The sequence below is a fragment of the Alcaligenes sp. GW821-FHT11D07 genome (assembly GCF_058808495.1).
On the sequence record NZ_JBXART010000004.1, the window covers coordinates 236,206 to 259,894 of the forward strand.

The window sequence follows — 23,689 nt, forward strand, 5'->3', positions numbered from 1 at the left end:
AATGTCGGCCCGCCGACATTTTGGCTGGCCGACTTTGCTTAAGCTCCAGAGTTGATCTAATTCTTTTCGGAGATCGTCTATGAGCGCTATGGTGCTTGTGATCTTTAGTCCTCGCCAGCACATAGAGCTGGTCACTCCAATACAAACCATCGATCCTGAAAGCGGCAAACAATCTCGTGATTGGTTTGACCGCACTTGGCAGGAACTGGGCTGTGAGCCCATGCGAGCCAGCGGCAAAGTGTTATTGCTGGACAAAATTATGGGCGTTGCCGATGCCATGGGCTACACGATGCTGTCGCAAGATGACGATCGCGCCCAGGAGTTTGCGCGCCATTGCTTGCAAGCGGTAGGCTCCATGCAAGTCACCGTGGATTTGCCGGGTTTGGCGGTCACGTATTAAGTAGTTTCTTAGAAGAAAACCGGCTTTTAAAGCCGGTTTTTTTTGGTCTGGAGTTTTGTCTGGTGGAAAAGCTGCAGCAATGAAAAACCCGCCTTGTGGGCGGGTTGCGGGCAGAGCGAGGATGGCTCGCACTGCGAAAGCGGGTCTGGCGCGGCTGTGGTGAGCCGGGCGCGCGCTGGGGTGGGATCGCCACCCCAGTCGCGAAGTAAAGAAGCTTTTTAGGCCGTAGTGGCTTCGGTCTCTTGCTGCGCGATTGTGTGGCGGTTGACCGCGCTCAAGATCGCCAGGAAGGAGGAGGTCACGATGTCGGAGTGGATGCCCACGCCAAAGCCAGATTGGCTGTCGCCAATACGCATTTCCACGTAGGCGGCGGCACGAGTATCAGCACCGGAGCCAATGGCGTGTTCGTTGTAGTCCATGATCTTGATGGACAGATCCAGCGCGTTCACAAAGGCGGAGATAGCCCCTTCGCCCGAACCCTTCAGGGTGCGGACCTGGCCGTCTTGCTCGATATCCACTTCAATGGTGAATTGCTGGCCGCTTTCGGCGTGTGGCTGGCTGATGATGTTGTGCTTGAGCAGTTTGAAGTGCTTTTTGCAGTTCAGGTATTCGGACTCGAAAATACCGTACACATCGGCTGGCGTGACTTCTTTGCCGGAAGAGTCGGTCACACGCTGAATGGCGCGGCTGAATTCGATCTGCATGCGACGTGGCAAGACCAAGCCGTGCTCTTGCTCCAGCAAGTAGGAAACCCCACCCTTGCCCGACTGGCTGTTGACGCGGATAACGGCGTCGTAGCTGCGGCCCAGATCGGCCGGGTCGATAGGCAAGTAAGGCACTTCCCAGAGTTCGTCTGCTTTTTGCTGAGCCAAACCTTTCTTGATGGCGTCCTGGTGGGAGCCGGAGAAGGCGGTAAAGACCAAGTCACCTGCGTAGGGGTGGCGGGGGTGGACGGGCAACTGGTTGCAGTACTCGGCGGTGCGACGCACTTCGTCGATGTCCGAGAAGTCCAGCTCAGGGTCCACGCCCTGGGTGTACAAGTTCAGGGCCAAGGTCACCAGGCAGACGTTGCCGGTGCGCTCGCCGCTACCGAACAAGCAGCCTTCGATACGGTCTGCGCCGGCCATCACGGCCAACTCAGCCGCCGCCACGGCGGTGCCACGGTCGTTGTGCGGGTGCACGCTCAAGATCACATTGCTGCGCTGGGCCAGGTTGTTGTGCATCCATTCGATCTGATCGGCGTACATATTGGGCGTGGTGGCCTCAACAGTCGCTGGCAAGTTCAAGATGACGCGCTCGTCGGGAGCGGGGTTCCAAGCTTTAACGACGGCATCACACACGTCCAAAGCAAACTCTGGCTCGGTGGTGCTGAACACTTCAGGGGAGTACTCGTAGCCCCACTGGGTTTGCGGGTACTTGGCCACTTCGCTCTTGATCAAGCGGGTGCCGGTCAGGGCAATTTCTTTGATCTCGTCTTTGCTCAAGTTGAAAACAATCTTGCGAAAGGCGGGAGCACATGCGTTGTACAAGTGAATGATGGCGCGCTTGGCACCGGCAGCGGCTTCGGCCGTGCGCTTGATCAGGTCTTCACGCGATTGCGTCAGGACGATGATGGTGACGTCTTCAGGAATACGGTTTTCATCAATCAGCTTGCGAACGAAATCGAAGTCGGTCTGCGATGCGGACGGGAAACCGACCTCGATTTCCTTGAAACCGATTTTGACGAGCTGCTCGAAAAAACGCACTTTACGAGCCACGTTCATGGGTTCGATCAGGGACTGGTTGCCGTCGCGCAAGTCTGTGCTCATCCAGATGGGCGCTTTGGTAATGCGCTTGGAGGGCCAGGTGCGTTCAGCGAAGTCGCGATCAAAGGCGACAAAAGGACGATACTTTTGAGAGGGGTTTTTCAGCATTGCCATGGGGATACCTGTCGGACAAAAAGTGTTTAATTACTTCTTGCCGTCACCAGCGATTGCAGCATTTACGTAGGCCGGTGGCGGCACAAATTACGTAGATGTGGCTGAGTATTGGCTGCCGAACTGCCACAGGACACTAGGCCCGGCAACCGGACGCTAGTAGTAGCAGGCAGGATAGGCTGGAGGTGGTGGCCAACGAGTGGCCGCCACGCACGCAACGCAACAAGGCTGCTTCAGCAGCTGGGCTGAAACCTTGAGAGGCGTAGGAGAATTGGCGTGCGTGAGTCATGACCGTAAGTCAAACACAAAAGAAACAGGAAGGCAAGTATCAGGCTTGCGGTTCGTGCCGTTCATAATCGGCCTGTAACAAGCGGTTTTGCTGTTGAGCCAGTTCAATTTTGCCAAAGCGACCGGCGCGCAATTCGGCGTAAGCGCGTTGTAAATCACCCACAGTCAATGGGCTGCGTTGGTCTGGCCAAGACCATAAAATCACTTCACGCGCTGGACGACTAAGGGAACGGGCCAATTGCGCCACGGTTGCCTCGTCAATAATGCGTTGCTGATTACGTCGCATGATCGCTTGTACGAAGCCGTGCAAAAGATAGGCAATAATGAGGGTTATGACGCCCACTACCGTCCACCAGAAAAACGGGTTGTATTGTTTGATCAGCGCCAGGTTTTGAATGCTCAAGGCTTGCAGGCCGGAGTAGTCCAGACCGCGCCCAAAGCTGATAAGACGGTTCAGCAGGTCCCACCAGATAATGGCAACCACGATAGTGACGACGGTACAAATGATAGTGGCCGTGGCACACAGCTTAAATAGCGTGCTGCGCAGAGCCTGACTGTCATTGGAAGTGGGGGTCTGGGCGTTGTCGGTTTTCATGGAAATGATTGTACCTATGCTTACGCGTCAGTCACTAGATTTACGCCAGCAGCAGACGCTGGTTTTGACGCCGCAATTGCAACAGTCTATTAAAGTGTTGCAGCTATCGGGGGCGGAGCTGGAGCAGGAATTAGCTCAGGCTTTGTTGGACAACCCCTTGCTGGAGCGTTTGGACGTGCAGGCGGATGTCGTCGCCGAGCCGTTGCCCGAAGCCGCTTCGGGCGAGGCGGAATCCTCGTGGGCGAGTCTTGAGTTTCCCAAACATCAGGGCGACTCCGATGACCCGGACTGGAGCCCGGAATCCGCCCTTGTTCAGGACTTGCCTGCCTACCTGAGCGAGCAGTTGGGACTGTTGCGTTTGAGCGACCGTGACCGGATTTTGGCGCAGCTGATTATTGATGAGCTGGACGATAACGGCTACCTGCCCGTGTCCTTGGCAGAAATCCTGGAGTGCCTGCCGGACGAACTAGATATTGATGAAAGTGATATGCGCTGTGCCTTGGCGCAAGTGCAATCGTTGGAGCCAGCCGGAGTGGGTGCGCGGGATCTGGCTGAATGCCTGGGTTTGCAGCTATTGCAGCAAGCCGCCCAGCTTGAGACCACTGTGTTTGATTGCGCTCGTTACCTGGTGCGCGAGCACGTCAGTATCCTGGCCTCGCCCAGCCAATTGCGCCAACGCTGTGCAGGCCAATATCCAGCCGAATTGGTGGAGCGTGCTCATCACCTGATTTTGAAACTGGACCCCAAACCTGGCCGTGCCTGGACTCAGAATGTCTCGGCCTATGTGGTGCCGGACGTGCTGTTGGTACGTGGCAAGGAGCGCTGGCAAGCGGTCTTGAACCCCCTGGCGGTCCCCCGTTTGCAGATGGTCCATATGCCTGACCATGAAATCGACGCTCATCCCGCCTTGTTGGCAGAACGTCAAAAAGCCACGGGTTTGCTGCGCAGTGTACACAGCCGTTTTGTGACGATTCTGCGGGTGGCGCAAGCCATTGTGCAGATGCAGCAGGACTTCTTTACGAAAGGGGTGTCGGCCTTGCGGCCTATGCAGTTGGCTGATTTGGCTGCCGAGTTGGACCTGCATGAGTCGACGATTTCTCGTGCAACGCGGCAAAAATACATGCAGACCCCCCATGGCGTCATGGAGCTCAAGCAGTTCTTTACGGTGGGGCTGGCCAGTTCCGATGGCAAGGCGGATATGTCGGCCGCTTCGGTGCGGGCGCAGATTGTGCAGATGATTCGGGATGAGCCGCCTGCCAAGCCGCTGTCAGATCAGCAGATCACGGATCTTTTGCAGGCTCAGGGCCTGACCCTGGCGCGACGTACGGTCGCCAAGTACCGGGAAGCTGAAGGTTTGGCACCCGCGTCGCAGCGCAAGATGCGGGCGGCGGCGGGGGTTTAGCCCAGGCGGCAGTGTCCTTGTCGTACACGTCCCGCCCTCCCCACCGCCTTCGGCTTAACTAAACAGCCAGGGTTCCTTTATCTTGCGCTGTTGTTCATAGGCTTGGATAGCATCCAGCTTTTGCTCAGTGACGCTGATGTCGTCCAGGGCCAGCAGCAAGCGATGGCGACGCTCGGGCTCTACCGCAAAGTCCATGTGCAGACCCGGCCCGGTCAAAATGCCCTTTTCCAGATCCACACCCCATTCTCCCCACGGTTCACGGGCGGCGATGGTAAACAGCGTGTCTACTTGTTCCTTGGTGAGCTGTATAGGTAGCAAGCCATTTTTAAAGCAGTTATTCCTGAAGATGTCGGCAAATGAGGGGGCAATAAGTACAGCAATACCTACATCCTTCAAGGCCCAAACAGCATGTTCCCGGCTGGACCCGCAACCAAAGTTCTCCCGGCTTAGCAGGATTTGTGCGTTTTGTGCTTGGGGCTGATTCAGGCAAAAGCTGTCAATGAGTTCCCGTTCTTCCAGCGCTTTGCCGGGATAGCCAATGTCTGCGTAGCGCCAGTTGTCAAAGGCATATTGTCCAAAGCCGGTGCGCGACAGGGAGGTCATGTACTGCTTGGGCAAGATGGCATCGGTGTCCACATTGGCGCGGTCCAGGGCAATCAGGCGTGATTGTACGGTGGTAAAGGGCGTATTCATGAGGCGTCCCAAAGGCGGATATCGACAAGGTGGCCTGCAATTGCCGCTGCGGCGGCCATGGCTGGGCTCATCAAATGGGTGCGACCCAAAGCGCCCTGCCGCCCTTCAAAGTTTCGATTGGAGGTTGAGGCGCAGCGCTCTCCGGGGTTCAGGCGGTCTGCATTCATGCCTAGACACATGGAGCAGCCGGGCTCGCGCCATTCAAAACCGGCTTGTATGAAGATTTGATCCAGACCTTCTTGTTCAGCCTGACGTCGTACCAGCCCCGAGCCGGGTACGACCAAGGCTTGCAGCACGGTGCTGGCAACGCGCTTTCCTTGAATCATGCTGGCGGCGCTACGCAAGTCTTCAATGCGCGCATTAGTACAGGAGCCGATAAAGACCCGGTCTATGGCAATGCCTGTCAGTGGCTGACCGGCTTGCAGATCCATATAGTCCAGCGCTCGCTGTGCATCCGCTTGTTTTCCGATGGCTGCTTTCTGGGGATCAGGGATGTGCTGGTCAATAGGTGCCGCCATATCGGGCGAGGTCCCCCAGGTCACCGTGGGGGCCACCTGTGCCGCGTCTATGCATAACTGCTGCTCGTAGTGACAGCCTTCATCACTGACCAGCGTGCGCCAGTAGCGTTCGGCCTGAGTCCACTGCGCTCCTTTGGGGGCCAGGGGGCGACCCCGCACATAATCCAGCGTTTTTTCATCTACCGCGACCAAACCGATGCGGGCGCCTGCCTCAATAGCCATATTGCACAAGGTCATGCGCCCTTCCATCGACAAGGCCCGAATCGCCGGGCCGGTAAATTCAATGGCGCAGTCCCGCCCGCCATCGGCGCCCAGACGGGCAATGATGTGCAGGATCAAATCCTTGGCGGTGCTGGTGGTAGGGAGCTCGCCTTGCACGTCCACTTGCAAGCTGCGCATGCGGCGTATGGCCAGGCATTGCGTAGCCAGCACATGCTCGACCTCTGAAGTGCCAATGCCAAAGGCCAAGGCAGCAAAGGCCCCGTGTGTGCTGGTATGGGAATCGCCCGCCACGATGCTGGAACCGGGCAGTGTCATGCCTTGCTCGGGGCCGATAACGTGGATGATGCCCTGGCGCTCGTCATCCAAACCAAAGTAGCGCAGGCCAAATTCCCGGCTGTTGATCTCCATCTGGTCGATTTGTGCTTGGGCCAGAGGGTCATCCAGTACTTGATGGCGTTTGTGGGTGGGGACGTTATGGTCCACCGTGGCCAGTGCAGTGTCGGGGCGACGCACGTGTCGCCCTGCCAGACGCAGGCTTTCAAAAGCCTGGGGGCTGGTGACTTCGTAAAGCAATTGCCGGTCTATATAGATCAGATCGTGTTCGTCATCCAGACTGGCAACCCGGTGGCTATCCCAGAGTTTTTGAAACAGGGTACGTGGGCTGCTCATGCTTGGCACACCTTCAAGGCATAGGCTGGGCCCGCTTTGTGCAGGCGGCTTTGTATGGGCTCTTGTGTCAGTGCGGCGATTTCTTCAGCCAAGGGCTGCAAGCCTTCCAGACTAAGCCCGGTCTCTACCCCACTAATCTGGAACATATGTGCCATGTCTTCCAGGCTGGCATTGCCACTGGCCCCAGGGGCATAGGGACAGCCACCCAGGCCAGCCAAGGCGGCGTCAAAGCGACGCCCGCCTTCGCGGTAGGCGGCCCAGGCATTTGCCAAAGCCAGCCCACGAGTATCGTGAAAATGGCCGGTAACCCCTTGCTCCCCGTACAGTGCCAGCGCGGCTTGGGTCAGGCGTTCTACATCTGCGGGAGAAGCCATGCCAGTGGTATCGCACAGGCTGACCGAACTTGCGCCTATGCGCTGCACTTGTTGCATCAGCTCAATCACATGGGTTGGCGCGACAGCCCCCGTAAATGGGCAGCCAAAGGCAGTGGACAGGGAAACGTTCACAGGGGTGTCGCCCGCTGCGCTCAACACTTGTTCCAGCTGTGCCAGGGACTGCGAAATAGACATGCGCAGATTGGCCTGGTTGTGGGCCTCCGACGCTGAAAACACAAAATTCAATTCGTCCATCCTGGCTGCCAGGGCACGCTGGGCCCCCCGTAGATTGGGAACCAGGGCGGTATAGCACACCAGTGGATTGCGCTCAGTCAGACTTGCCAGCTCATCTGCATCGGCCAGCGACGGGATGGCTTTGGGCGAGGTAAAGGATGTCAGCTCGATTTTGCGCACGCCGCAGTTGGGTAGCGCCTGTGCAATGCGCAGCTTGTCCGGGGTGGGTACCCAGCGAGGCACGATTTGCAGGCCGTCGCGCAGGGTGACATCGGTAATTAACACGGTACTCATTCCACGATTCCTTGTTCACGCAGCGCCTGGAGCCGTTTTGGGGCGATACCCAGCTCTTGCAGGATGCTGTCAGTGTGTTCACCCAATTCAGGCCCCAACCACTGGGTAGCGCCGGGTGTACGGCTGAGCTTGGGGACGATGCCGGGGATAGTCAGTTCCTGGCCATCTGCCAAGGTGTGCGCTTCCAGCATGCCGCGTGCCTGATAGTGCGGGTCCTGCAGAATATCGGCGGCGGTGTAGATGCTGCCGCTGGGAACTTCGGCTTGCTCCAGAGCCTGCAATACTTGATCCAGTGTGCGTGCGCCAGTCCAGTCACTGATGGTTTGATCCAGCATGGCGCTGTGCTCCACGCGTCCCGCGTTGTCGGACAAGTGCTCGTCACTGGCCAGATCGGGTCGGTTCATGGCTTGCATCAGGCGGATGAAGATGGCATCACTATTGGCGGCGATCACCACCCATTTGCCGTCGCCGGTGGGGTAGGTATTGGACGGGGCGATACCGGGCAGGCTGGCGCCGGTGCGCTCACGTTGATGGCCGTTCAGTTGATAGTCCGGGACCAGACTTTCCATGATGGCAAAGACGGACTCGTACAAGGCCACGTCAATCATCTGGCCCTGCCCGCCGTCCTGGCGCAGGTGGTGCATGGCCAGCAGCGCGCCTATAGTGCCGTACAAAGAGGCCAAGGTATCGCCCAGGCTGACGCCAGCGCGTACGGGTGGGCGGTCGGGATAGCCGGTGCCGTAGCGCAGTCCCCCCATACATTCTGCGATGGCGGCAAAACCGGGGCGGCGGTGATAAGGGCCGTCCTGCCCATAGCCGGAGACGCGCACCATGATCAGGCGCGGGTTAAGCGCATGCAGTGTCTCCCAGCCCAGGCCCCATCGTTCCAAGACGCCGGGCCGGAAGTTCTCAATGACGATATCGCTTTGCAGGGCCAGTTCGCGGGCAATTTCCTGGCCTTCAGCCTGACGCAGATCCAGCGCAATGGAACGCTTGTTGCGGCTTTGCACACGCCACCACAAGGAAGTGTCTTTGTGCAGCTGACGCCAACGGCGTAACGGATCGCCCTTGCCCGGTGGTTCGATCTTGACGACATCGGCCCCGAATTGGGCCAGCAGGCTACCGGCATAAGGACCGGCAATAAGTGAACCCAGCTCCAGGACTTTGATGCCCTTTAAGGGTGGTTCTGAAAATGCTTTGTTATCCATTTCTTGTTTCCTCCAGTGATTCATTCTGGTGTAGAAAAAGAAAGCAGAAAAGCAATCAAATATTATGCTGCCATCGTAAAAAACGTCGGTGGAAAATAATAAAAAACCCGCCAGCGGCGGGTTTGGTTTTTAAAGGGTTCTCGGTAGCCAAAGAATAATATCGGGGAATATCGTCAAGATCACGATAGCCAGAATTTCCAGACCAACAAAGGGCAGCGCACCGCGTGTAATCTGCTGTAGCGAGATCTGAGGTGCAATTCCTTTGATTACATAGAGATTCAAACCTACGGGCGGCGTAATCACAGCCATTTCGCAAGCAATAATCATCACAATGCCAAACCAGAGCGGATCGTAACCCAAAGCCACAATAACCGGCAGTAAAACGGGTGTCGTAATCAGGATAAGAGAAACAATATCCAGAAACATGCCGACCAAAATCAGGAATAGCAAAACGAATATCAGGATTACCCAGGCTGGCTGAGAGGAAGCTGTAATCAACGCGACCAGTTTCTGGGGGATCATCAAACGCGTCATGATGTAGCCAAACAGCAGCGCAGACGCCAGAATCAACAAAATCATGCCGCTGGTTACCGCTGTGGAGCGCAGAATCTGCAAGGCGGTACTCCAGTTCATCTCCCGGTAGGCAATAGCGATGATGAAGGCACCGGCAGCACCAATACCGGCTGCTTCAGTCGGCGTGGCAATACCCAGGTAAATGGTTCCCAGCACCAGCAAAATCAGCAGTGCGGCAGCCCAGATGTCTTTCAGTGCCATCAGCTTTTGCGACCAGGTCACGGTCTCGGAGTTGCGCGGGGCTGCTTCTGGTTTGAATACGGCGACCAGGGCCACATACACCACCATCATGACTGTGACCATCAATGCAGGCAGCAAGGCACCAATAAACAGCTTGCCGATGGATTGATCCGCCATTTCGCCGTAGAGCACAAAACCGATGCTGGGGGGAATCAGCAGAGCCAAGGCACCGGCCGCTGCAATCGTCCCGCCAGACAGGCTGGGTGAGTAGCCACGCTTGAGCATTTCGGGAATGGCAAAGCGACCAATTGTGGCTGCACCGGCTACACTCACGCCGCTCATTGCACCAAAGACGGCCGAGCTGCCTACCGAGGCGACGGCCAGGCCGCCGGGCAGGCGGTTCAGCCATAGGTAGAACAGATGGTAGAGCTTGCCGCCAATACTGGTGCGGGCGATTACTTCACCCATCAAGATGAACAGCGGGATGGAGATCAGGGAGTAGCTGGCCATGCCACGGTGCAAGGTGGCGGGAATAACGTCCAGACCGCCCAGACCCGACTTCATCAGAATGCCGGAAATACTGGCAACACCCAAAGCGGCAAAAATAGGCGTACCAATGACCATCAGGATGGCAAAGCAGGCCATCATCAGGCTGAAAATGAGCATGGAATCCATGTCAGAACTCCTTGATACTGTCGTTGGATTCCACACTGTTCGGGATGAACAGTTGGCGCAAGGTCGCCAGACCCAGCAAGATTCCCCCTAGCGGGATCATGCCGTAGGCCATCCAGAGCGGAAAGCGCAGCATGGAGGCCGACCGGTAGTTACGGGCAATTGCGGTCTCTACAACCGAGATGCCTGCCCAGATCAGGACCAGACAAAAGAACAGCACGCATAGTTGCGAGATGCACAGAGCTAGGCGTTGGCCTCGCGGGGAAAACTTTTGCTGGAAGGCTTCCACGCTGACGTGGCGGTTTTCCAGATGCACCCAGCCTACGGATAGCCAGGAGCACACCAGCAGCAGGTAGACGCAGATTTCGGTGATGTAGATGCTGGGGCTGTTAAAGACGTAGCGGGCGATGACGCCGTAGGCGCAGGCGATCATCAGGGCGGCCAGTGCGACCTCGGCCACCAGAATGGCGACCCGGTTACTGCCGCGCGCGAAGGCGCCCATAAAATGGATAAGTGGATTCATGGTGTCTCCACACGGAGCGCGCACGCCAGCCGCTCAGGCTGGCGCACGACTGCGCGTGATCAGGGCTGGCGGGTTTTTTCGATCAGGTCCAGATAGGCGGGCCCGTTATCAACCTGCTTGCTCCATTCATCAATGGCTGGGCGGGTCAGCTTGCGCATTTCCTCCAGGGGGGCGGGTTCAACGCGGTTGATGGTCACACCGGCTTGTTCGTAGCGCTTCAATGCCTGCTCTACAAAGGCGTTGACGCGTTCAAACTGCTCCTCGTCACGCTGGTGAGCCGCTTTGGTGATGATCTCTTGCAGGTCAGGCGGCAGGGACTCCCACTTCTTGCGGTTGATGGTCAAAACGGACACATCGATACCGAAGTTGGCGATGGATACGTACTTGGCCACTTCATACAGGTTGCGGCCAATGCCTGTCAGCAAAGGACGGGGGGTGGCGTCGATAACGCCACGGTCAAAAGCCAGGTAAAGCTCGGACGAAGGCATGCCGGTGGGCGAGCCGCCCAGCAGTTGCAAAGCGCGTGCGTCCATGGAGCTGGTCGAAGCCCAGACCTTGCCTTTTACGTCGGCTGCCGAGTTGATGGGGGCTTTGCGGCTGTAGAACTCGTAAGGGTCCCAGGGAGCCAGGCCCAGCACGACAGCATCGTGGGTATCGCGCAGTTCTTGTTCTGCACCCAGCTTGAACAGACCCTGGTCCAGAGCACGTTTCAGGTGAGCGGTGCTGTCAAACAAAAATGGCAGGGTGAAGATGTTCAGCGCAGGAACGGTGCCGCTGGGGTAGGTGCTGGTCATGTTGACGATATCGACGTCACCACGGGACAGGGCAGGCAGTTCCTCGTAGCCGTCAAACAACTGGCCAGAGTGGAATACGTTGATCTTGATCCGGCCCTGGCTTTCTTTTTCCACGGTCTGAACAAAGTTCTCGATAGGCTTCCAGGCGTATTCGTAGGAAGGCGGCAAGTAGGTGGAAAAGGTCAGTTCGACCTCTTGGGCTTGGGCAGGCGAGAGGCCTAGCGCCAGGGTGCAAGCGGCCAGAGCCGCGGTCAAGGCGTTCTTCATAAAGTCTCCTGTGGTGCTTTCTTGTTGTGTGCGACGCTTTAAAGCGTCTGCAAATGCTGGATCAGTTGTGCCGAGGGTAGGACTTCGGCGTATTTGCTGGCCATATCGACCAGGTTGCTGCGGTGCTGGGCTGCCGAACGGTCAGCGACCGCATCTTCAGCCACGAAAGGGGCAAAACCGGATTGCAGGCTGTCTACCACGCTGGCGCGTACGCAACCGCTGGTGGTGGCTCCAGCCACCAGCAACATGTCGCAAGCCTGATGAGCCAGCAGTGCAGACAGTGGCGTGCCGTAAAAGGCGGAGGCCTGGGTTTTGTAGAGGATGATGTCCTGCTCGGGGTCGTAGTCCAGGCGCGGGTCCAGTTCACAGGCTGATGTGCCGCGCAACAGATTGCGCAGTGACGAAGCCTTGGTCAGCCACAGATTGGCATCAGCCAGATGTGGCTCGTAACCAATGATGGTGAAAATGACACGGCCTTTGCCACGCATGGCGCGAATCAAGGCATTGGTCTGTTCGATCTGGCTGTCGCAGTTGGACGCCAGCGGGGTCAGCCCAGGCTCAGTAAAACCACGTTGAAAGTCGATTACGACCAGAGCCGGCTTTTGCCCCATCGGCAAGGTGCCATCGAACCCCCCCTTAAGATTGTCGCTATCGCGCATCTTTTCATCTCCCGATATTTTTCTGATTTAAACAATCAGGTTCCGTATTTTTTGTGTAGTCTGTCATCGCTAAAGATGTCAGTACAGCGCCAAATTGCGATGGCGTTATCGTATTTTGTGATGGTGAATCGCTTGTCGCTACGCCTCTCATAGGGTGGAATACCAGATTATGAATATTGACCCCAAGTCCTTGCGGCTGTTTTTATTGGTGATCGAACGTGGCACGATCTCGGGTGCCGCCGAGCAGTTTCACATTGCGCCAGCTGCGGTCAGCAAACGCTTGAGCGATCTGGAAGAGCAGTTGGGAGCGACGCTTATCGAGCGCAGCAATAAAGGTGTGCATCCCACGGCTGCCGGCAAAGCCCTGGCTGCTATGGCGCAGCGCTTGCTGGACGATATGGCCGCGATGGGGGCGCTGATGCGTGATTTTGCGGGCGGCGCAACGGGTCATGTGCGCATTGCCGCAAACCTGTCCTCCATTACCCAGTTTTTGCCCCAGGCGCTCAGTTCCTTCATGGCCCGCCATCCCAAGGTTCGGGTGTCGTTGGAAGAGCGCATCAGCTCCGATGTCGCGCAAGCGGTGGCCGACAATAATGCCGATCTGGGAGTGCTTATACGGGGCGCAGGCAGTGTGGAGGTCGAATACTACGATTACCGGCAAGACGAACTGGTTTTGCTGGTGCCACCAAGCCACCCCTTGGCAGGACGCAGGGAAGTCGCTTTTGCTGACACCTTGGATTTTGACTATGTCGGTATGCACACAGGCAGTCATCCCAACCTTTTGCTGTTGCGTGCGGCCAGCGAGCTGGAGCGCAACTGGCGCTGCCGTGTTCAAGTGACCAGCTACGACGCTCAGTGCCGCATGATTGAGGCCGGGTTGGGCATAGGTGTACTGCCGCGCTCAGTGGCAGGCTCTTATGTACAAGGGCTGGGACTGTCCATGTGTGTCTTGAAAGAAGCCTGGGCTAAGCGCCGCGTGGCTCTGTGTGTGCGCAGTCGCTACAGCTTGTCGCCCGCTGCCCGCTTATTGATGGATCATTTGTTGCAGAATTGATGCGCTGGCCAAGGGTGCCAGAGGACTGTGTCAGTGCGCGTCATAGAGGGGCCGAAGTCGGCCTGTGTTTTAGATGCGAATGACTCTTGATATTTTCTGGGTTCTTGATAATAATAGTTCTCATGTTTATTTGCATATGTAATGCCATCACCGAGCGGCAAGTACAAGAAGCAGTACGAGGCGGCGCTGCCAGCCTGGCGGACCTTCAAGGTCAGTTAGGTGTAGCATCTTGCTGCGGCTGTTGTGCGGAGACGGCTCAGGACTATTTGCCCGGCGGGCGCTATGCCAATCAGACCATGATTGCTAGTGTTAGCGCGGCCCGGGTGGATCATGCTGCCAACGACAGCTTGATTCCTGCTCCTGAGTTTGGCCGTCTTGTTTGTCGCGCCTGAGCGCGCGTTTTTTGTCAGGATCTTTCGTTCCCGCTAACGCTAGTGGGAATGATTGTTGTTAGTCCTGTTACTAACCCAAAAGTGCAACGCTTTCTGGGTGTTCTAGCCGTTTTTTAAGCCATTGCATATGCGTGCATGGTAGCCTGTGACATTCATCCCCCCCACTGTTTTTGGCCTGTTATCGCCTTCCAGGCGAGCCAGGCGTGAGCATGACTATGCGGGGGTTCGGCGATTCGTTGGGGATAGCGCCGTCAGATTTACAGGAGAACAGCATGTTTGGCGATAAAGTGGTAATTCAGCATTTGAACAAGCAGCTAAAGAACGAACTAACAGCAATCAATCAATACTTCTTGCACGCTCGCATGTTGAACCATTGGGGTTTTACCAAACTGGGCAAGCACGAATATGACGAGTCCATCGGCGAGATGAAGCACGCCGATATGCTGATCGAACGTATCTTTATGCTCGATGGCCTGCCTAATCTGCAGGACATGCACAAGATCATGATTGGCGAGAACGTGCCTGAACTGTTGGGCTGTGACCTGAAGCTGGAACAGGCCGCACGTGAAACCGTGGTGGAAGCCATTGAATACTGTGAGTCCTCGCGTGACTACGTGTCGCGCGATCTGTTCTTGAAGATTTTGGACGACACCGAAGAGCACATCGACTGGCTGGGCACCCAGCTTGAGCTGATCGAGAAAGTGGGTCTGCCTAACTACCTGCAGTCGCAGATGGGCGAACACGGCGAGTAATGTTTCTATCTTGCCGATCTGGTATCGGCAAGATAAGAACTGCCTTGGATTGCATTGAACCCCATAGCCTGGAATTGATTCCGGCTATGGGGTTTTTTTCATGGCTAAGGTTGTATCGGCGGGAAGTACGCCAAGGTCTGTCCCAGGCCCCACAAAAGCAGCAGCACCGCGGGAATATGGACCAACAACTGGACAAAGGTAAAGCCGATCAGATCACGCGCCTTCAGGCCCAGCACCCCTAGTAGGGGCAGCATATAGAAGGGGTTGATCAGGTTCGGTAAGGCCTCGGCAGCGTTATAAATCTGCACTGCCCAGCCCAGGTGATACTGCAGATCATTGGCAACCTGCATCACATAAGGGGCTTCGATAATCCACTTGCCACCGCCCGATGGGATAAAGAAGCCCAAGACGGCTGAATAGACTCCCATCAGCAATGCATAAGTGTCGTGCGTGGCGATCCGAACGAAGAACTCGGAAATATGGTGGGCAATAGTTTCGCCACCTGAACCTTGCACCGTCGTCATGATGGCTGCAATCGAACCGTACAAGGGGAACTGGATCAAGACCCCGGTTGTGGTTGGGACCGCTTTGGATACGGCATCCAGAAAGCTGCGGGGACGCCAATGCAGCAAAGCACCAGCCATCAGGAACAGCAAGTTATAGGTGTTCAAGCCCGAGATAGCGAGAATGGCAGGCTTGGTGGCGAACTCTTGCCACAGCCAGCCACCAGCCAGGGCGACCAGAACAATAATCAGGAAAGGACTGTATTCCAGCCACTCGCCCGGTCGCTGGGGCCTGGGTGTCTCAGGCAATACAACGGTGGGATCAATGCCGCAGGCTGCTGCATCTTTGGCGCTGGCGCCGCTGGGGGCAGTGGCATAGGCCACGATCAGGGACACCACCATCAAGACCAGGAGCATGATGCCGGACTGCCACAGGAAAATAGTCTCTGTAAACGGGATGACGCCTGTGATGGCCAGAATGGAAGGAGGCAGGCTGGCCGGGTTGGCTTGCAACTGTGCGGCGGAGGAAGACAGGCCCAAGGCCCAAACGGCTCCCAGCCCCAGATAGGCCGCCGCGCCTGCTGCGCGATAGTCCATTTTCAGGTCGGTGCGTCTGGCCAATGCTTTGACCAGCAAACCACCAAAGACCAGGCTCAAGCCCCAGTTCAGCAAAGATGCCACCATGGAGACCACGGCCACCCAGGCGACAGCAGAGCGGCCATTGCGAGGCAGCGCGGCGCAGATATCAATCAAACGGGAAGCCGGTTTGGAGCTGGCAACGACATAGCCTCCGATGACTACAAACGCCATTTGCATCGTGAACGGTATCAGGCTCCAGAAGCCGTCTCCAAATGCCTTGGCGGTTGCCGTGACAGGGGCACCGATGGCCAGGGCAGCCACCGCCACAATCAGTACGGCAAGTGTGGCAAATACCCATGAATCCGGGAACCAGCGCTCAGCCCAACTTGCGCAGCGCATTGCAAAACGCGCCGAGCGGCTTTCTTGTAATGCTTCAGACATAGAGAACCCCTCCTTTAATTGATACAAAAACAATTAGCCTGCCCTCTTTTTGGCTTTCTGATCGGCGTAGAGGTACAGGCTGTAAAGCTTTCTGAATACAAGGGTTGGGACCACCATGAATAGGGGTCGGACCATCTGCTATCGAGTTATTCCAGTGCCTTGTCTGTGCCAGGATAGCGTTTGTCCACCTTGCAGGCTCAGTCTGGGAATATTTATCTACTTGATATTACGCACAAAAAAAACAGGTAGGTGAAGCTACCTGAGGGTAAACACATTCTATAGACAGGGCGTCTGTAGGGGCACGCTAGCCAATTTCTTGGCCAAGCGTACGTCCTGACGTATTAGAAGGACTTGCTAGGACAGCCGGCCACTTGGCCCCAGGCATTGTTCGGTCCACAGTATTTGTTGCGCGCTTCCCAGGAACAGCTGGGGCGGTCAAAAAAGCCTTTGCTGCTACAGGCCTGTAATTCTTGTTGCAGTTGGGCCTGCCAGGCTCCGCCGTTATTGCTGGGAACCTGAATATCTTGCGGTGGTGGCGGTGGGAGTGTGCCCACATCCACAGGCTGAATGGCGTTGGAGTCACCCAGATTCACACGGGCAATCCCTTGCAGTTCACGATTTTGCTCGCTCATTGCAATCTGGATGGCTTGCTCCAAAGAAATGGCGGTCGTGGCCAAGGCAATAGGAGGCTTCTCGTCGGTCAGCGTGGAGGTGTCGATCTCCCAGGCAATGGGAGTGGGCTCTTGCGGCACACCTAAACGCCCATTGGGCAAAGGTTGCGGAGGCTGAGCTGTAAAGGGTTTGCCATTGGCATCCAGCGTGGGCAAGTCCGCGGGGTCCGGAGTGCTGACTGGCAAGGACTTTTCAGGGCCGTGCGCAATAAGCCAGTTCCCCAATTCCAGGCCGCCCCATACTGAAGCACCTGCGGCAAGCAGCAAGACAGCAATGATAAAACGCCAGGGCATAAGCGATGTCTCGGTTGAGTCAGGGGCAATCCGGGGGTCGGATGCACGATATTAAAAGAAAGGAGCCGTCATTGTAGCGAAATGTCGGCCCCACTCTTGTGACAGAATTAGACGGCATCCCCGAAAACGTGTCCACCATGTTCACGCAAAGCGTGGAACTCAATGCCAGGATTCAGCTCCTGGGCGACACGTAATTGAGCGGGCGAGGAGGCCAAAAAGGCAATGGCTTCCACCACGTCATAGGCAATATTGCCGGCGTTGGTTTCAATGAACTTCTTCATGTCCTTGGGATCTTTTGCAGTCACCCAACGGGCCATATTGAAGCGGCTGGATGCCAGCCTGGCCTCTACGCCATATTCTGTTTTCAGACGATGGGCCACCACTTCAAACTGCAGTTGGCCGACCGCACCCAGCAGCATCATGCCGCCTGCCATATGGGGGCGGAACACCTGAATGGCGCCCTCTTCACCCAGCTGAGTCAGGCCGGTACGCAATTGCTTGGTGCGCAATGGGTCTTTGACTTCAATGGACTGGAACAGTTCAGGGGCAAAGAAAGGCAGACCGGTAAATTGCAGATTCTCGCCTTCGGTCAGTACGTCACCCAGCTGCAAAATGCCGTGGTTGGGGACACCGATAATGTCGCCGGCAAAAGCATCGTCCAGCAGTTCACGACGTTGCGACAGGAAAGACACCACGTTGTTGGGACGAATTTCCTTGCCCGTGCGTGAGACTTTCAGTTTCATGCCACGTTTGAAGTGGCCGGAGCTGACACGCACAAATGCCACGCGGTCGCGGTGAGCCGGGTCCATATTGGCCTGCACCTTGAACACCACACCGCTGAATTTGGGTTCATCTGGTTGCACTTCACGTTGCAACGCCGTGCGTGGGCCGGGGGCTGGTGCCAGATCGACCAGGGCATCCAATACTTCTTGAACACCAAAGTTATTGATGGCCGAACCAAAGAACACCGGCGTTTGCTGACCCGCCAGGAACATTTCCAGATCGAACTCGGGTGCCGCAGCGTTCAGGAGTTCAATTTCTTCCTGAGCCTTTTCAAAGGTTTCGCCAAAGCGTTCGGCAATAACGGGGTTGTCCAGACCGGGGATGATTTCATCCTCGCCATGACGCTCCTGACCGGGCTTGAACACACGCATGTGGTTGGCACGCAGGTTGAACACACCACCAAAGCGGCGCGCCATCCCGATAGGCCAGGAAAATGGCACCACTTTCATACCCAGATGCGATTCAATTTCCGACAGCACATCCAGCGGCTCTTGAACCTCGCGGTCCAGCTTGTTCACAAAAGTGATGATGGGCGTATTGCGGGCCCGGCACACTTGCAGCAGGCGAATGGTCTGGGGCTCCACACCGTTGGCCGCGTCAATCACCATCAGGGCAGCGTCCACGGCGGTCAGCACGCGGTAGGTATCTTCCGAGAAGTCCTGGTGACCGGGGGTGTCGAGCAGGTTAATAACACAGTCGCGGTATTCCATCTGCATGACCGAGGAGGCCACCGAGATCCCACGTTGTTTCTCAATTTCCATCCAGTCAGAGGAAGCATGACGGCTGGCTTTACGCGCCTTGACACTGCCTGCAATCTGAATCGCACCCGCGAACAGCAGCAGTTTTTCAGTCAGTGTGGTCTTACCCGCGTCGGGGTGAGAAATGATGGCAAAGGTGCGGCGTTTCTTGACTTCAGAGCGTATGTCACCGGACGACATTGAAAATCCTTGTGGCAGCGCCAGTCTGGCGCGTGGAAAATAGTGAGCGAATTATCCGTAAAGCAGGGCCGTGGGGCAAGCCAATACGTGCAGGGCGCTAACGCGACACGCTGGCCAGTACCGTTCCTGCCAGAATAAATAGCGAACCAAACACGCGGTTCAGCAGCCGGACATGCTGGGCTTGGCGCAGCAAACGCAACATGCGTGCGGCCAGCGACGTGTAGCACCCCATGGCAACCAGATCCGTAAAGCACAGCGTCATGCCAATGAGCAGGTACTGCAGGGGCATGGGCCGGTTCAGATCCAGAAACTGGGGCATGATGGCCAGCAGAAAGACCAGACCCTTAGGGTTGGTGATATTGATCAGACAGCCCCGAAGGACCAGGTCGCGAATGCGAAAGTCTGTAGGTTCCTGACCGGCTACTTGTACGGGCATTGAGTCCGTGCGTAGTTGCTTCCAGCCCAGGTAAATCAGGTAGGTGGCACCGAGCCACTTTAAGATCGTAAAGGCCAGTTCCGAGCGTGCCAGGACTTGTCCCAGCCCCAGGCTGATGATGAATACCTGGATCATGATGCCGACATTCAGGCCAATCGCCATCCAGTAGCCACGCTTGAAGCCGTATTTCAGGCCGGAGGACATGGAAGAGATCGCGCCCGGGCCGGGTGAAAACGAAATAACCCAGGAAGCCGCGAAAAAGGCGAGCCAGGTGCTCAGTGCCATGATGTGCTCGGTTCAAAGGCAGGCGCTGTGCCCGCCTTTGGCAGGCACAGCCCCTAGCGGGGTTTAGGCTTTGGCTTGTGCAGGAGTACGGTTGCTGCGGTTAGGACCGCGGCTGTCCTGACGGCCACCTGGGCGACCTTGGCCAGCACGAGCTGCGCCACCAGTAGGAGCACCACCAGGAGCGGCGCTACGACGAGGGCGGTTGTCGTTACCAGGACGGCGAGGACGGCTTTCGCCATTGCCGCCACGGCCTTCAGCCGAACGAGCCTGACCACCTGCACCGCTACCGCTGCGACGAGCACCGGCAGGTGCGCGAGCACTTGGAGGCGCAGCAGCGTGAAAGCGGCGTTCTGCGTAGGTGTCTTCCTTGGCTTCTTCAGCCAGGGCGGCACGCGACGGAGGAGTCCAGCCTTCAACCACAATGCGCTCGATAGGAGTGCGCGTCATGCGTTCGATCTGCTTGAGCAGACGCATTTCAGTGCGATCCACCAGCGACAAGGCCACGCCTTCGCTACCGGCACGGCCAGTACGGCCGATACGGTGAACGTAGTCTTCAGGTACGTTAGGCAGTTCGAAGTTGACCACGTAAGGCAACTGATCGATGTCCAGGCCACGAGCGGCGATGTCAGTCGCAACCAGCACGACAACTTTGCCATTCTTAAAGCCAGCCAAGGCACGAGTACGCGCTGCCTGGCTCTTGTTGCCGTGCAGTGCTTCAGCGGCCATGCCGTCTTTGGACAGTTTTTCAGCCAAACGGTTGGCGCCGTGCTTGGTGCGGCAAAACACCAGAACCTGGTTCCAGCTGCTTTCGCGGATGATGTGGCTGAGCAGGTCACGCTTGTGTGCCTGGTCGGCCAGAATCACTTGCTGGGTAATCAGTTCATTGGTGGTGTTGCGGGCAGCAACGGCCACTTCGTCCGGATTGTTCAGCGAACCGCGAGCCAACTCACGGATTTCATCCGAGAACGTGGCCGAGAACAACAGAGTCTGGCGGTTAACCGGCATCAGGCTGATGATCTTGCGGATATCGCGGATAAAGCCCATGTCCAACATGCGGTCGGCTTCGTCCAGTACCAGAATTTCCACGCCGGTCAGGTCCACAGTGCGTTGACGCACGTGATCCAGCAAACGGCCTGGGGTGGCAACCAGAATGTCCAGTGGCTTGCGCAGCGCATGGAACTGAGGATTGATGTTCACGCCACCAAACATGACCATCGAGCGCAGACGAGTGTGCTGGCTGTACAAACGTACGGATTCTTCAACCTGGGCGGCCAACTCGCGAGTAGGGGCCAGGATCAGGGCGCGTGGGCGGCCTGGTTTACGGTTTTGCTGAGGACTGTTCAGCAGACGGTGCAAAATAGGCAGCGTGAAACCAGCGGTTTTACCGGTACCGGTTTGCGCAGCAGCCAACAGATCACCGCCTTCAATGACCTTAGGGATTGCCTGGGCCTGAATGGGAGTGGGATGGGTGTAGCCTGCGTCAGTTACAGCACGCAACAGGGGTTCTGCCAGCCCAAGGGAGGCAAAAGTAATTTGAGAGTCCAAGAATTTTCCAGTGACTAGCCCCAAAGCCCTCTTTGGGGCTATACCAATCCAGGCTAAGGTATTTTAGTTATGGCGACAATGCCACGGCAGGGGCAAGAACGCCGCCTGCTGCAAGAGGCGCAGAGATTGGTGCGCTGCGCAATCTGCCATTATAGCGTGAAATTAGTAAAAATCCTCATTGACCATCTTGTATCATTTTGAGCGGTAGCGTTAAAACAACCTGTTTCAGGCATAAAAGGTCAGGCTTGGTGCTGGCCGGGATATGACAGAAATTGTTAAGCGTCGTCATAGACGTACTTGTTATGCCGCGATACGCGGTTTACGCTTGGCGTGCACAGACCGTCAGGCTGTATTTGGCACGCGCCCGGCCCTTTAGGTCGGAACTCGTTTTTGTTGTTTATCTGCTTATTTTTGCAGGAAAAAATCATGACATCATGGATACGGTGGGTCTTTATCAGCAGCGTTGCAGTGTTGCTGTCTGGCTGTGGTTATAACGAGATCCAGCGCCTGGACGAGCAGGTCAAGGCTGCGTGGTCGCAAACATTGAACCAATATGAACGTCGGGCGGAGCTTGTGCCCAAGCTGGTCAGCGCGGTCAATGCCTATATGGTCAACGAACGAACCGTGCTGACGCAGGTAACGGAAGCACGTGCCAAGGTTGGCACCATTCAGATGAAAGTGGATGACATCGACAACCCCGAAGTCATGGCACGCTTTCAGGAAGCACAAAACCAGTTGTCCTCGGCTTTGTCGCGCCTGATTGCGGTTTCTGAAAACTACCCGCAGTTAAAGAGCGACGGGCTGTTTCGTGACTTGATGACGCAGTTGGAAGGCACGGAAAACCGCATCGCGACCGAACGTGGCCGTTATGTGCAGACCGTTCAGGAATACAACCTGTTCATCCGCCAGTTCCCCACCCTGATTACGGCCAAGCTGTTTGGCTATCAGGTGAAAGAAAACTACGGTGTGGATCGTCAAAGCGAAATCACGCGTGACCCCGAGGTCAAGTTTGATATTCCTGCCCCTGCCGGGTCTTGATTACTTCTGGAGATAGCATGATGAACGTGCACGATTTTGCACCGACTGCTGGGCCTGGGTCTGCACGTTCTGGCAGGCTGGTCTGGGTCTGTAGCTTATTGATAGCCATGCTGATGCTGTGCTGGCCTTGGGCCCAGGCGCAGGCCAAACCGGAACCCATTCCCGCTATTGCGGGTTGGGTGACGGACACCACAGGCACCTTGAGCAACGATCAAAAGAACGCGCTAAATGAACAGCTCAAAGCTGTTGAGCAGGAAAAAGGCGCCCAGGTCGTGATCTTGATGGTGCCCACGACGGGCGAAGAGACGATTGAGCAGTACGCTTTGCGAGCCTTTGATCAATGGGAGATTGGTCGAAAGAAAGTGGATGACGGGATTTTGCTGGTGGTGGCCAAGGATGACCGCCGCATGCGCATTCAGACCGGATATGGGCTGGAAGGCGCGGTGACGGATTTGCAGGCTGGCCGCATCATCCGCGAGCAAATGACACCCCGCTTTATTGAAGGTAATTTCTACGCTGGTATTCAGGCCGCCACGGATAGTCTGGTGGGCTTGGTCAACGGAGAAGAATTGCCCCCTCCCCCTAAAAATGCTCCGGTCACCTCCTCGGGTGAAGAAGGCGTGTTCTGGGAGCCCCTGCTGGCGGTGGGCGCGATTGTGTTCTTTGCCTCCCCCTTGTTTGCAGCGTTTGCGGCCGGTGTTTTCACCTTGGTCGTCTCGGGCAGCATCGGGCTGGCCTTGATCGCTGCGATTGTCGGGGCGGTGTTAAGCATGATTGGCCGCCTCTTTGGGGCAGGCGGTAAATCCAGCTCCGGGCGTGCTTCTCGTCGTGGCGGCATCATTGGCGGACTGGGTGGCTACTCCTCCGGTGGTTTTGGCGGCAATGGCGGTGGTGGTGGCGGCTTCGGAGGCTTTGGCGGCGGTAGCGGCGGTGGTGGTGGCAGCAGCGGAGGCGGTGGCGCTTCCGGTAGCTGGTAAGCCACAAGGGAGAGCGACATGAGTATGAATTGGAAAGAGTTATCTGGCTGGGCCTCGGTGCAAGGCCAATGGCTGCGCCGTCGTTACTTTGATGCCGAAATGTTGGGCCATGTGGCCGAGCAAATCCGCAAGAGCGAACAAAATCATAGTGGTGAGCTGGTGGTGGCTATCGAAGCCGTTCTGCCAGCCCACGAAGCGGACAGCGCCCAGCGTGCGCTGGAAGTTTTTGGCCGTTTGCGTGTCTGGGACACCCCCTTGAACAGCGGTGTCTTGCTGTACCTGGCGCTGGGCCAACGCCGTATCCACATCATTGCAGATCGCGGGATTCAGGCCGCTCCAGGGCAATGGGCACAGATTTGCCAGCAACTGGAGCAGCATCTGGCCTCTCGTGAATATTTATCGGGTTTGCTGGCTGCTGTTGACTCCATCGAAGCTGTCTTGCAAACAGGCGCTCCGGCGCAGCCGCAGGGCTCGGCATCGGTGAATGCCCTACCCGACGAACCCGTACTTCTCTAAGTGG

23 protein-coding genes are annotated in these 23,689 nt (G+C 56.7%); 8 read left to right on the forward strand and 15 right to left on the reverse strand.

Annotated elements, in window-relative coordinates:
- Positions 1-79 precede the first annotated feature (79 nt).
- Complete coding sequence (locus AC1RSM_RS17795) at positions 80-400, forward strand: hypothetical protein (protein ID WP_492933903.1); 321 nt, start codon at positions 80-82, stop codon at positions 398-400.
- A gap of 218 nt (positions 401-618) precedes the next feature.
- Here AC1RSM_RS17795 and leuA read toward each other — a convergent pair whose 3' ends face one another.
- Together leuA and AC1RSM_RS17805 are read right to left on the reverse strand one after the other, a co-directional pair.
- A complete protein-coding gene (gene leuA, locus AC1RSM_RS17800; RefSeq protein WP_492934011.1) occupies positions 619-2,313 on the reverse strand; it encodes a 2-isopropylmalate synthase in 1,695 nt (564 codons plus the stop codon).
- A gap of 331 nt (positions 2,314-2,644) precedes the next feature.
- Positions 2,645-3,199 carry a hypothetical protein gene (locus AC1RSM_RS17805; protein ID WP_492933904.1) on the reverse strand — a complete coding sequence of 185 codons (555 nt, stop codon included), beginning with the start codon at positions 3,197-3,199 and terminating at the stop codon, positions 2,645-2,647.
- 16 nt (positions 3,200-3,215) lie between these two features.
- On the opposite strand from AC1RSM_RS17805, the gene rpoN reads away from it, so the two are divergent.
- Entirely contained in the window at positions 3,216-4,601 is a 1,386-nt protein-coding gene (gene rpoN / locus AC1RSM_RS17810; RefSeq protein WP_492933905.1) for an RNA polymerase factor sigma-54, read from the forward strand.
- Between the two features lie 54 nt (positions 4,602-4,655).
- On the opposite strand, the gene leuD is transcribed toward rpoN, so the two are convergent.
- The 8 genes from leuD to AC1RSM_RS17850 all read right to left on the reverse strand — a co-directional run bounded on the left by leuD (position 4,656) and on the right by AC1RSM_RS17850 (position 12,481).
- The gene (gene leuD / locus AC1RSM_RS17815; RefSeq protein WP_492933906.1) at positions 4,656-5,294 is read right to left on the reverse strand and encodes a 3-isopropylmalate dehydratase small subunit; all 639 of its coding nucleotides are present in this window, start codon (positions 5,292-5,294) and stop codon (positions 4,656-4,658) included.
- On the reverse strand, positions 5,291-6,703 hold the full coding sequence (gene leuC, locus AC1RSM_RS17820; protein WP_492933907.1) for a 3-isopropylmalate dehydratase large subunit: 1,413 nt from the start codon (positions 6,701-6,703) through the stop codon (positions 5,291-5,293). Before leuC ends, leuD begins: the two co-directional genes overlap by 4 nt.
- Complete coding sequence (locus AC1RSM_RS17825) at positions 6,700-7,605, reverse strand: hydroxymethylglutaryl-CoA lyase (RefSeq protein WP_492933908.1); 906 nt, start codon at positions 7,603-7,605, stop codon at positions 6,700-6,702. The genes leuC and AC1RSM_RS17825 overlap by 4 nt, the downstream gene beginning before the upstream one ends.
- Positions 7,602-8,813 (reverse strand): CaiB/BaiF CoA transferase family protein, encoded by a 1,212-nt coding sequence (locus AC1RSM_RS17830; protein ID WP_492933909.1) that lies wholly within the window; start codon positions 8,811-8,813, stop codon positions 7,602-7,604. Before AC1RSM_RS17830 ends, AC1RSM_RS17825 begins: the two co-directional genes overlap by 4 nt.
- A 129-nt stretch (positions 8,814-8,942) precedes the next feature.
- Positions 8,943-10,241: a TRAP transporter large permease gene (locus AC1RSM_RS17835; protein WP_492933910.1), complete on the reverse strand. Its 1,299-nt coding sequence runs from the start codon at positions 10,239-10,241 to the stop codon at positions 8,943-8,945.
- 1 nt (position 10,242) lies between these two features.
- Complete coding sequence (locus tag AC1RSM_RS17840; RefSeq protein WP_492933911.1) at positions 10,243-10,761, reverse strand: TRAP transporter small permease; 519 nt, start codon at positions 10,759-10,761, stop codon at positions 10,243-10,245.
- A gap of 59 nt (positions 10,762-10,820) precedes the next feature.
- Positions 10,821-11,822, reverse strand: coding sequence for a TRAP transporter substrate-binding protein (locus AC1RSM_RS17845; RefSeq protein WP_492933912.1), 1,002 nt, complete (start codon positions 11,820-11,822; stop codon positions 10,821-10,823).
- 38 nt (positions 11,823-11,860) lie between these two features.
- Positions 11,861-12,481, reverse strand: a complete 621-nt coding sequence (locus AC1RSM_RS17850) for an isochorismatase family protein (RefSeq protein ID WP_492933913.1) — start codon at positions 12,479-12,481, stop codon at positions 11,861-11,863.
- A gap of 169 nt (positions 12,482-12,650) precedes the next feature.
- Between AC1RSM_RS17850 and AC1RSM_RS17855 the strand changes: the two genes are divergently transcribed.
- The 3 genes from AC1RSM_RS17855 to bfr all read left to right on the forward strand — a co-directional run bounded on the left by AC1RSM_RS17855 (position 12,651) and on the right by bfr (position 14,679).
- Positions 12,651-13,535: a LysR family transcriptional regulator gene (locus tag AC1RSM_RS17855; RefSeq protein ID WP_492933914.1), complete on the forward strand. Its 885-nt coding sequence runs from the start codon at positions 12,651-12,653 to the stop codon at positions 13,533-13,535.
- Between the two features lie 122 nt (positions 13,536-13,657).
- On the forward strand, positions 13,658-13,927 hold the full coding sequence (locus AC1RSM_RS17860) for a (2Fe-2S)-binding protein (RefSeq protein ID WP_492933915.1): 270 nt from the start codon (positions 13,658-13,660) through the stop codon (positions 13,925-13,927).
- A 272-nt stretch (positions 13,928-14,199) separates the two neighbouring features.
- Positions 14,200-14,679, forward strand: coding sequence for a bacterioferritin (gene bfr, locus AC1RSM_RS17865; protein WP_492933916.1), 480 nt, complete (start codon positions 14,200-14,202; stop codon positions 14,677-14,679).
- Between the two features lie 104 nt (positions 14,680-14,783).
- On the opposite strand, the gene AC1RSM_RS17870 is transcribed toward bfr, so the two are convergent.
- The 5 genes from AC1RSM_RS17870 to AC1RSM_RS17890 all read right to left on the reverse strand — a co-directional run bounded on the left by AC1RSM_RS17870 (position 14,784) and on the right by AC1RSM_RS17890 (position 21,154).
- The gene (locus tag AC1RSM_RS17870; RefSeq protein WP_492933917.1) at positions 14,784-16,202 is read right to left on the reverse strand and encodes a short-chain fatty acid transporter; all 1,419 of its coding nucleotides are present in this window, start codon (positions 16,200-16,202) and stop codon (positions 14,784-14,786) included.
- A gap of 341 nt (positions 16,203-16,543) precedes the next feature.
- Positions 16,544-17,167: a hypothetical protein gene (locus tag AC1RSM_RS17875; protein ID WP_492933918.1), complete on the reverse strand. Its 624-nt coding sequence runs from the start codon at positions 17,165-17,167 to the stop codon at positions 16,544-16,546.
- Between the two features lie 107 nt (positions 17,168-17,274).
- Entirely contained in the window at positions 17,275-18,888 is a 1,614-nt protein-coding gene (locus tag AC1RSM_RS17880; protein ID WP_492933919.1) for a peptide chain release factor 3, read from the reverse strand.
- Positions 18,889-18,985: 97 nt separating this feature from the next.
- Positions 18,986-19,609, reverse strand: a complete 624-nt coding sequence (locus AC1RSM_RS17885; protein WP_492933920.1) for a LysE family transporter — start codon at positions 19,607-19,609, stop codon at positions 18,986-18,988.
- 63 nt (positions 19,610-19,672) lie between these two features.
- The gene (locus AC1RSM_RS17890; RefSeq protein ID WP_492933921.1) at positions 19,673-21,154 is read right to left on the reverse strand and encodes a DEAD/DEAH box helicase; all 1,482 of its coding nucleotides are present in this window, start codon (positions 21,152-21,154) and stop codon (positions 19,673-19,675) included.
- Between the two features lie 426 nt (positions 21,155-21,580).
- Here AC1RSM_RS17890 and AC1RSM_RS17895 point away from each other — a divergent pair, with 426 nt between their 5' ends.
- From AC1RSM_RS17895 to AC1RSM_RS17905, 3 genes are read left to right on the forward strand one after another with little or no spacing between them, the layout of a single operon-like run.
- Entirely contained in the window at positions 21,581-22,192 is a 612-nt protein-coding gene (locus tag AC1RSM_RS17895) for a LemA family protein (RefSeq protein ID WP_492933922.1), read from the forward strand.
- Between the two features lie 17 nt (positions 22,193-22,209).
- Positions 22,210-23,169, forward strand: coding sequence for a TPM domain-containing protein (locus AC1RSM_RS17900; protein ID WP_492933923.1), 960 nt, complete (start codon positions 22,210-22,212; stop codon positions 23,167-23,169).
- 18 nt (positions 23,170-23,187) lie between these two features.
- Positions 23,188-23,685, forward strand: coding sequence for a TPM domain-containing protein (locus tag AC1RSM_RS17905; protein WP_492933924.1), 498 nt, complete (start codon positions 23,188-23,190; stop codon positions 23,683-23,685).
- Positions 23,686-23,689: the final 4 nt, after the last annotated feature.

Bases quoted from the DNA above. Each gene is read 5' to 3' on its own strand.
- AC1RSM_RS17795 (WP_492933903.1), top strand. From the start codon at position 80: ATGAGCGCTATGGTGCTTGTGATCTTTAGTCCTCGCCAGCACATAGAG.
- leuA (WP_492934011.1), bottom strand. From the start codon at position 2,313: ATGCTGAAAAACCCCTCTCAAAAGTATCGTCCTTTTGTCGCCTTTGAT.
- AC1RSM_RS17805 (WP_492933904.1), bottom strand. From the start codon at position 3,199: ATGAAAACCGACAACGCCCAGACCCCCACTTCCAATGACAGTCAGGCT.
- rpoN (WP_492933905.1), top strand. From the start codon at position 3,216: ATGCTTACGCGTCAGTCACTAGATTTACGCCAGCAGCAGACGCTGGTT.
- leuD (WP_492933906.1), bottom strand. From the start codon at position 5,294: ATGAATACGCCCTTTACCACCGTACAATCACGCCTGATTGCCCTGGAC.
- leuC (WP_492933907.1), bottom strand. From the start codon at position 6,703: ATGAGCAGCCCACGTACCCTGTTTCAAAAACTCTGGGATAGCCACCGG.
- AC1RSM_RS17825 (WP_492933908.1), bottom strand. From the start codon at position 7,605: ATGAGTACCGTGTTAATTACCGATGTCACCCTGCGCGACGGCCTGCAA.
- AC1RSM_RS17830 (WP_492933909.1), bottom strand. From the start codon at position 8,813: ATGGATAACAAAGCATTTTCAGAACCACCCTTAAAGGGCATCAAAGTC.
- AC1RSM_RS17835 (WP_492933910.1), bottom strand. From the start codon at position 10,241: ATGGATTCCATGCTCATTTTCAGCCTGATGATGGCCTGCTTTGCCATC.
- AC1RSM_RS17840 (WP_492933911.1), bottom strand. From the start codon at position 10,761: ATGAATCCACTTATCCATTTTATGGGCGCCTTCGCGCGCGGCAGTAAC.
- AC1RSM_RS17845 (WP_492933912.1), bottom strand. From the start codon at position 11,822: ATGAAGAACGCCTTGACCGCGGCTCTGGCCGCTTGCACCCTGGCGCTA.
- AC1RSM_RS17850 (WP_492933913.1), bottom strand. From the start codon at position 12,481: ATGCGCGATAGCGACAATCTTAAGGGGGGGTTCGATGGCACCTTGCCG.
- AC1RSM_RS17855 (WP_492933914.1), top strand. From the start codon at position 12,651: ATGAATATTGACCCCAAGTCCTTGCGGCTGTTTTTATTGGTGATCGAA.
- AC1RSM_RS17860 (WP_492933915.1), top strand. From the start codon at position 13,658: ATGTTTATTTGCATATGTAATGCCATCACCGAGCGGCAAGTACAAGAA.
- bfr (WP_492933916.1), top strand. From the start codon at position 14,200: ATGTTTGGCGATAAAGTGGTAATTCAGCATTTGAACAAGCAGCTAAAG.
- AC1RSM_RS17870 (WP_492933917.1), bottom strand. From the start codon at position 16,202: ATGTCTGAAGCATTACAAGAAAGCCGCTCGGCGCGTTTTGCAATGCGC.
- AC1RSM_RS17875 (WP_492933918.1), bottom strand. From the start codon at position 17,167: ATGCCCTGGCGTTTTATCATTGCTGTCTTGCTGCTTGCCGCAGGTGCT.
- AC1RSM_RS17880 (WP_492933919.1), bottom strand. From the start codon at position 18,888: ATGTCGTCCGGTGACATACGCTCTGAAGTCAAGAAACGCCGCACCTTT.
- AC1RSM_RS17885 (WP_492933920.1), bottom strand. From the start codon at position 19,609: ATGGCACTGAGCACCTGGCTCGCCTTTTTCGCGGCTTCCTGGGTTATT.
- AC1RSM_RS17895 (WP_492933922.1), top strand. From the start codon at position 21,581: ATGACATCATGGATACGGTGGGTCTTTATCAGCAGCGTTGCAGTGTTG.
- AC1RSM_RS17900 (WP_492933923.1), top strand. From the start codon at position 22,210: ATGATGAACGTGCACGATTTTGCACCGACTGCTGGGCCTGGGTCTGCA.
- AC1RSM_RS17905 (WP_492933924.1), top strand. From the start codon at position 23,188: ATGAGTATGAATTGGAAAGAGTTATCTGGCTGGGCCTCGGTGCAAGGC.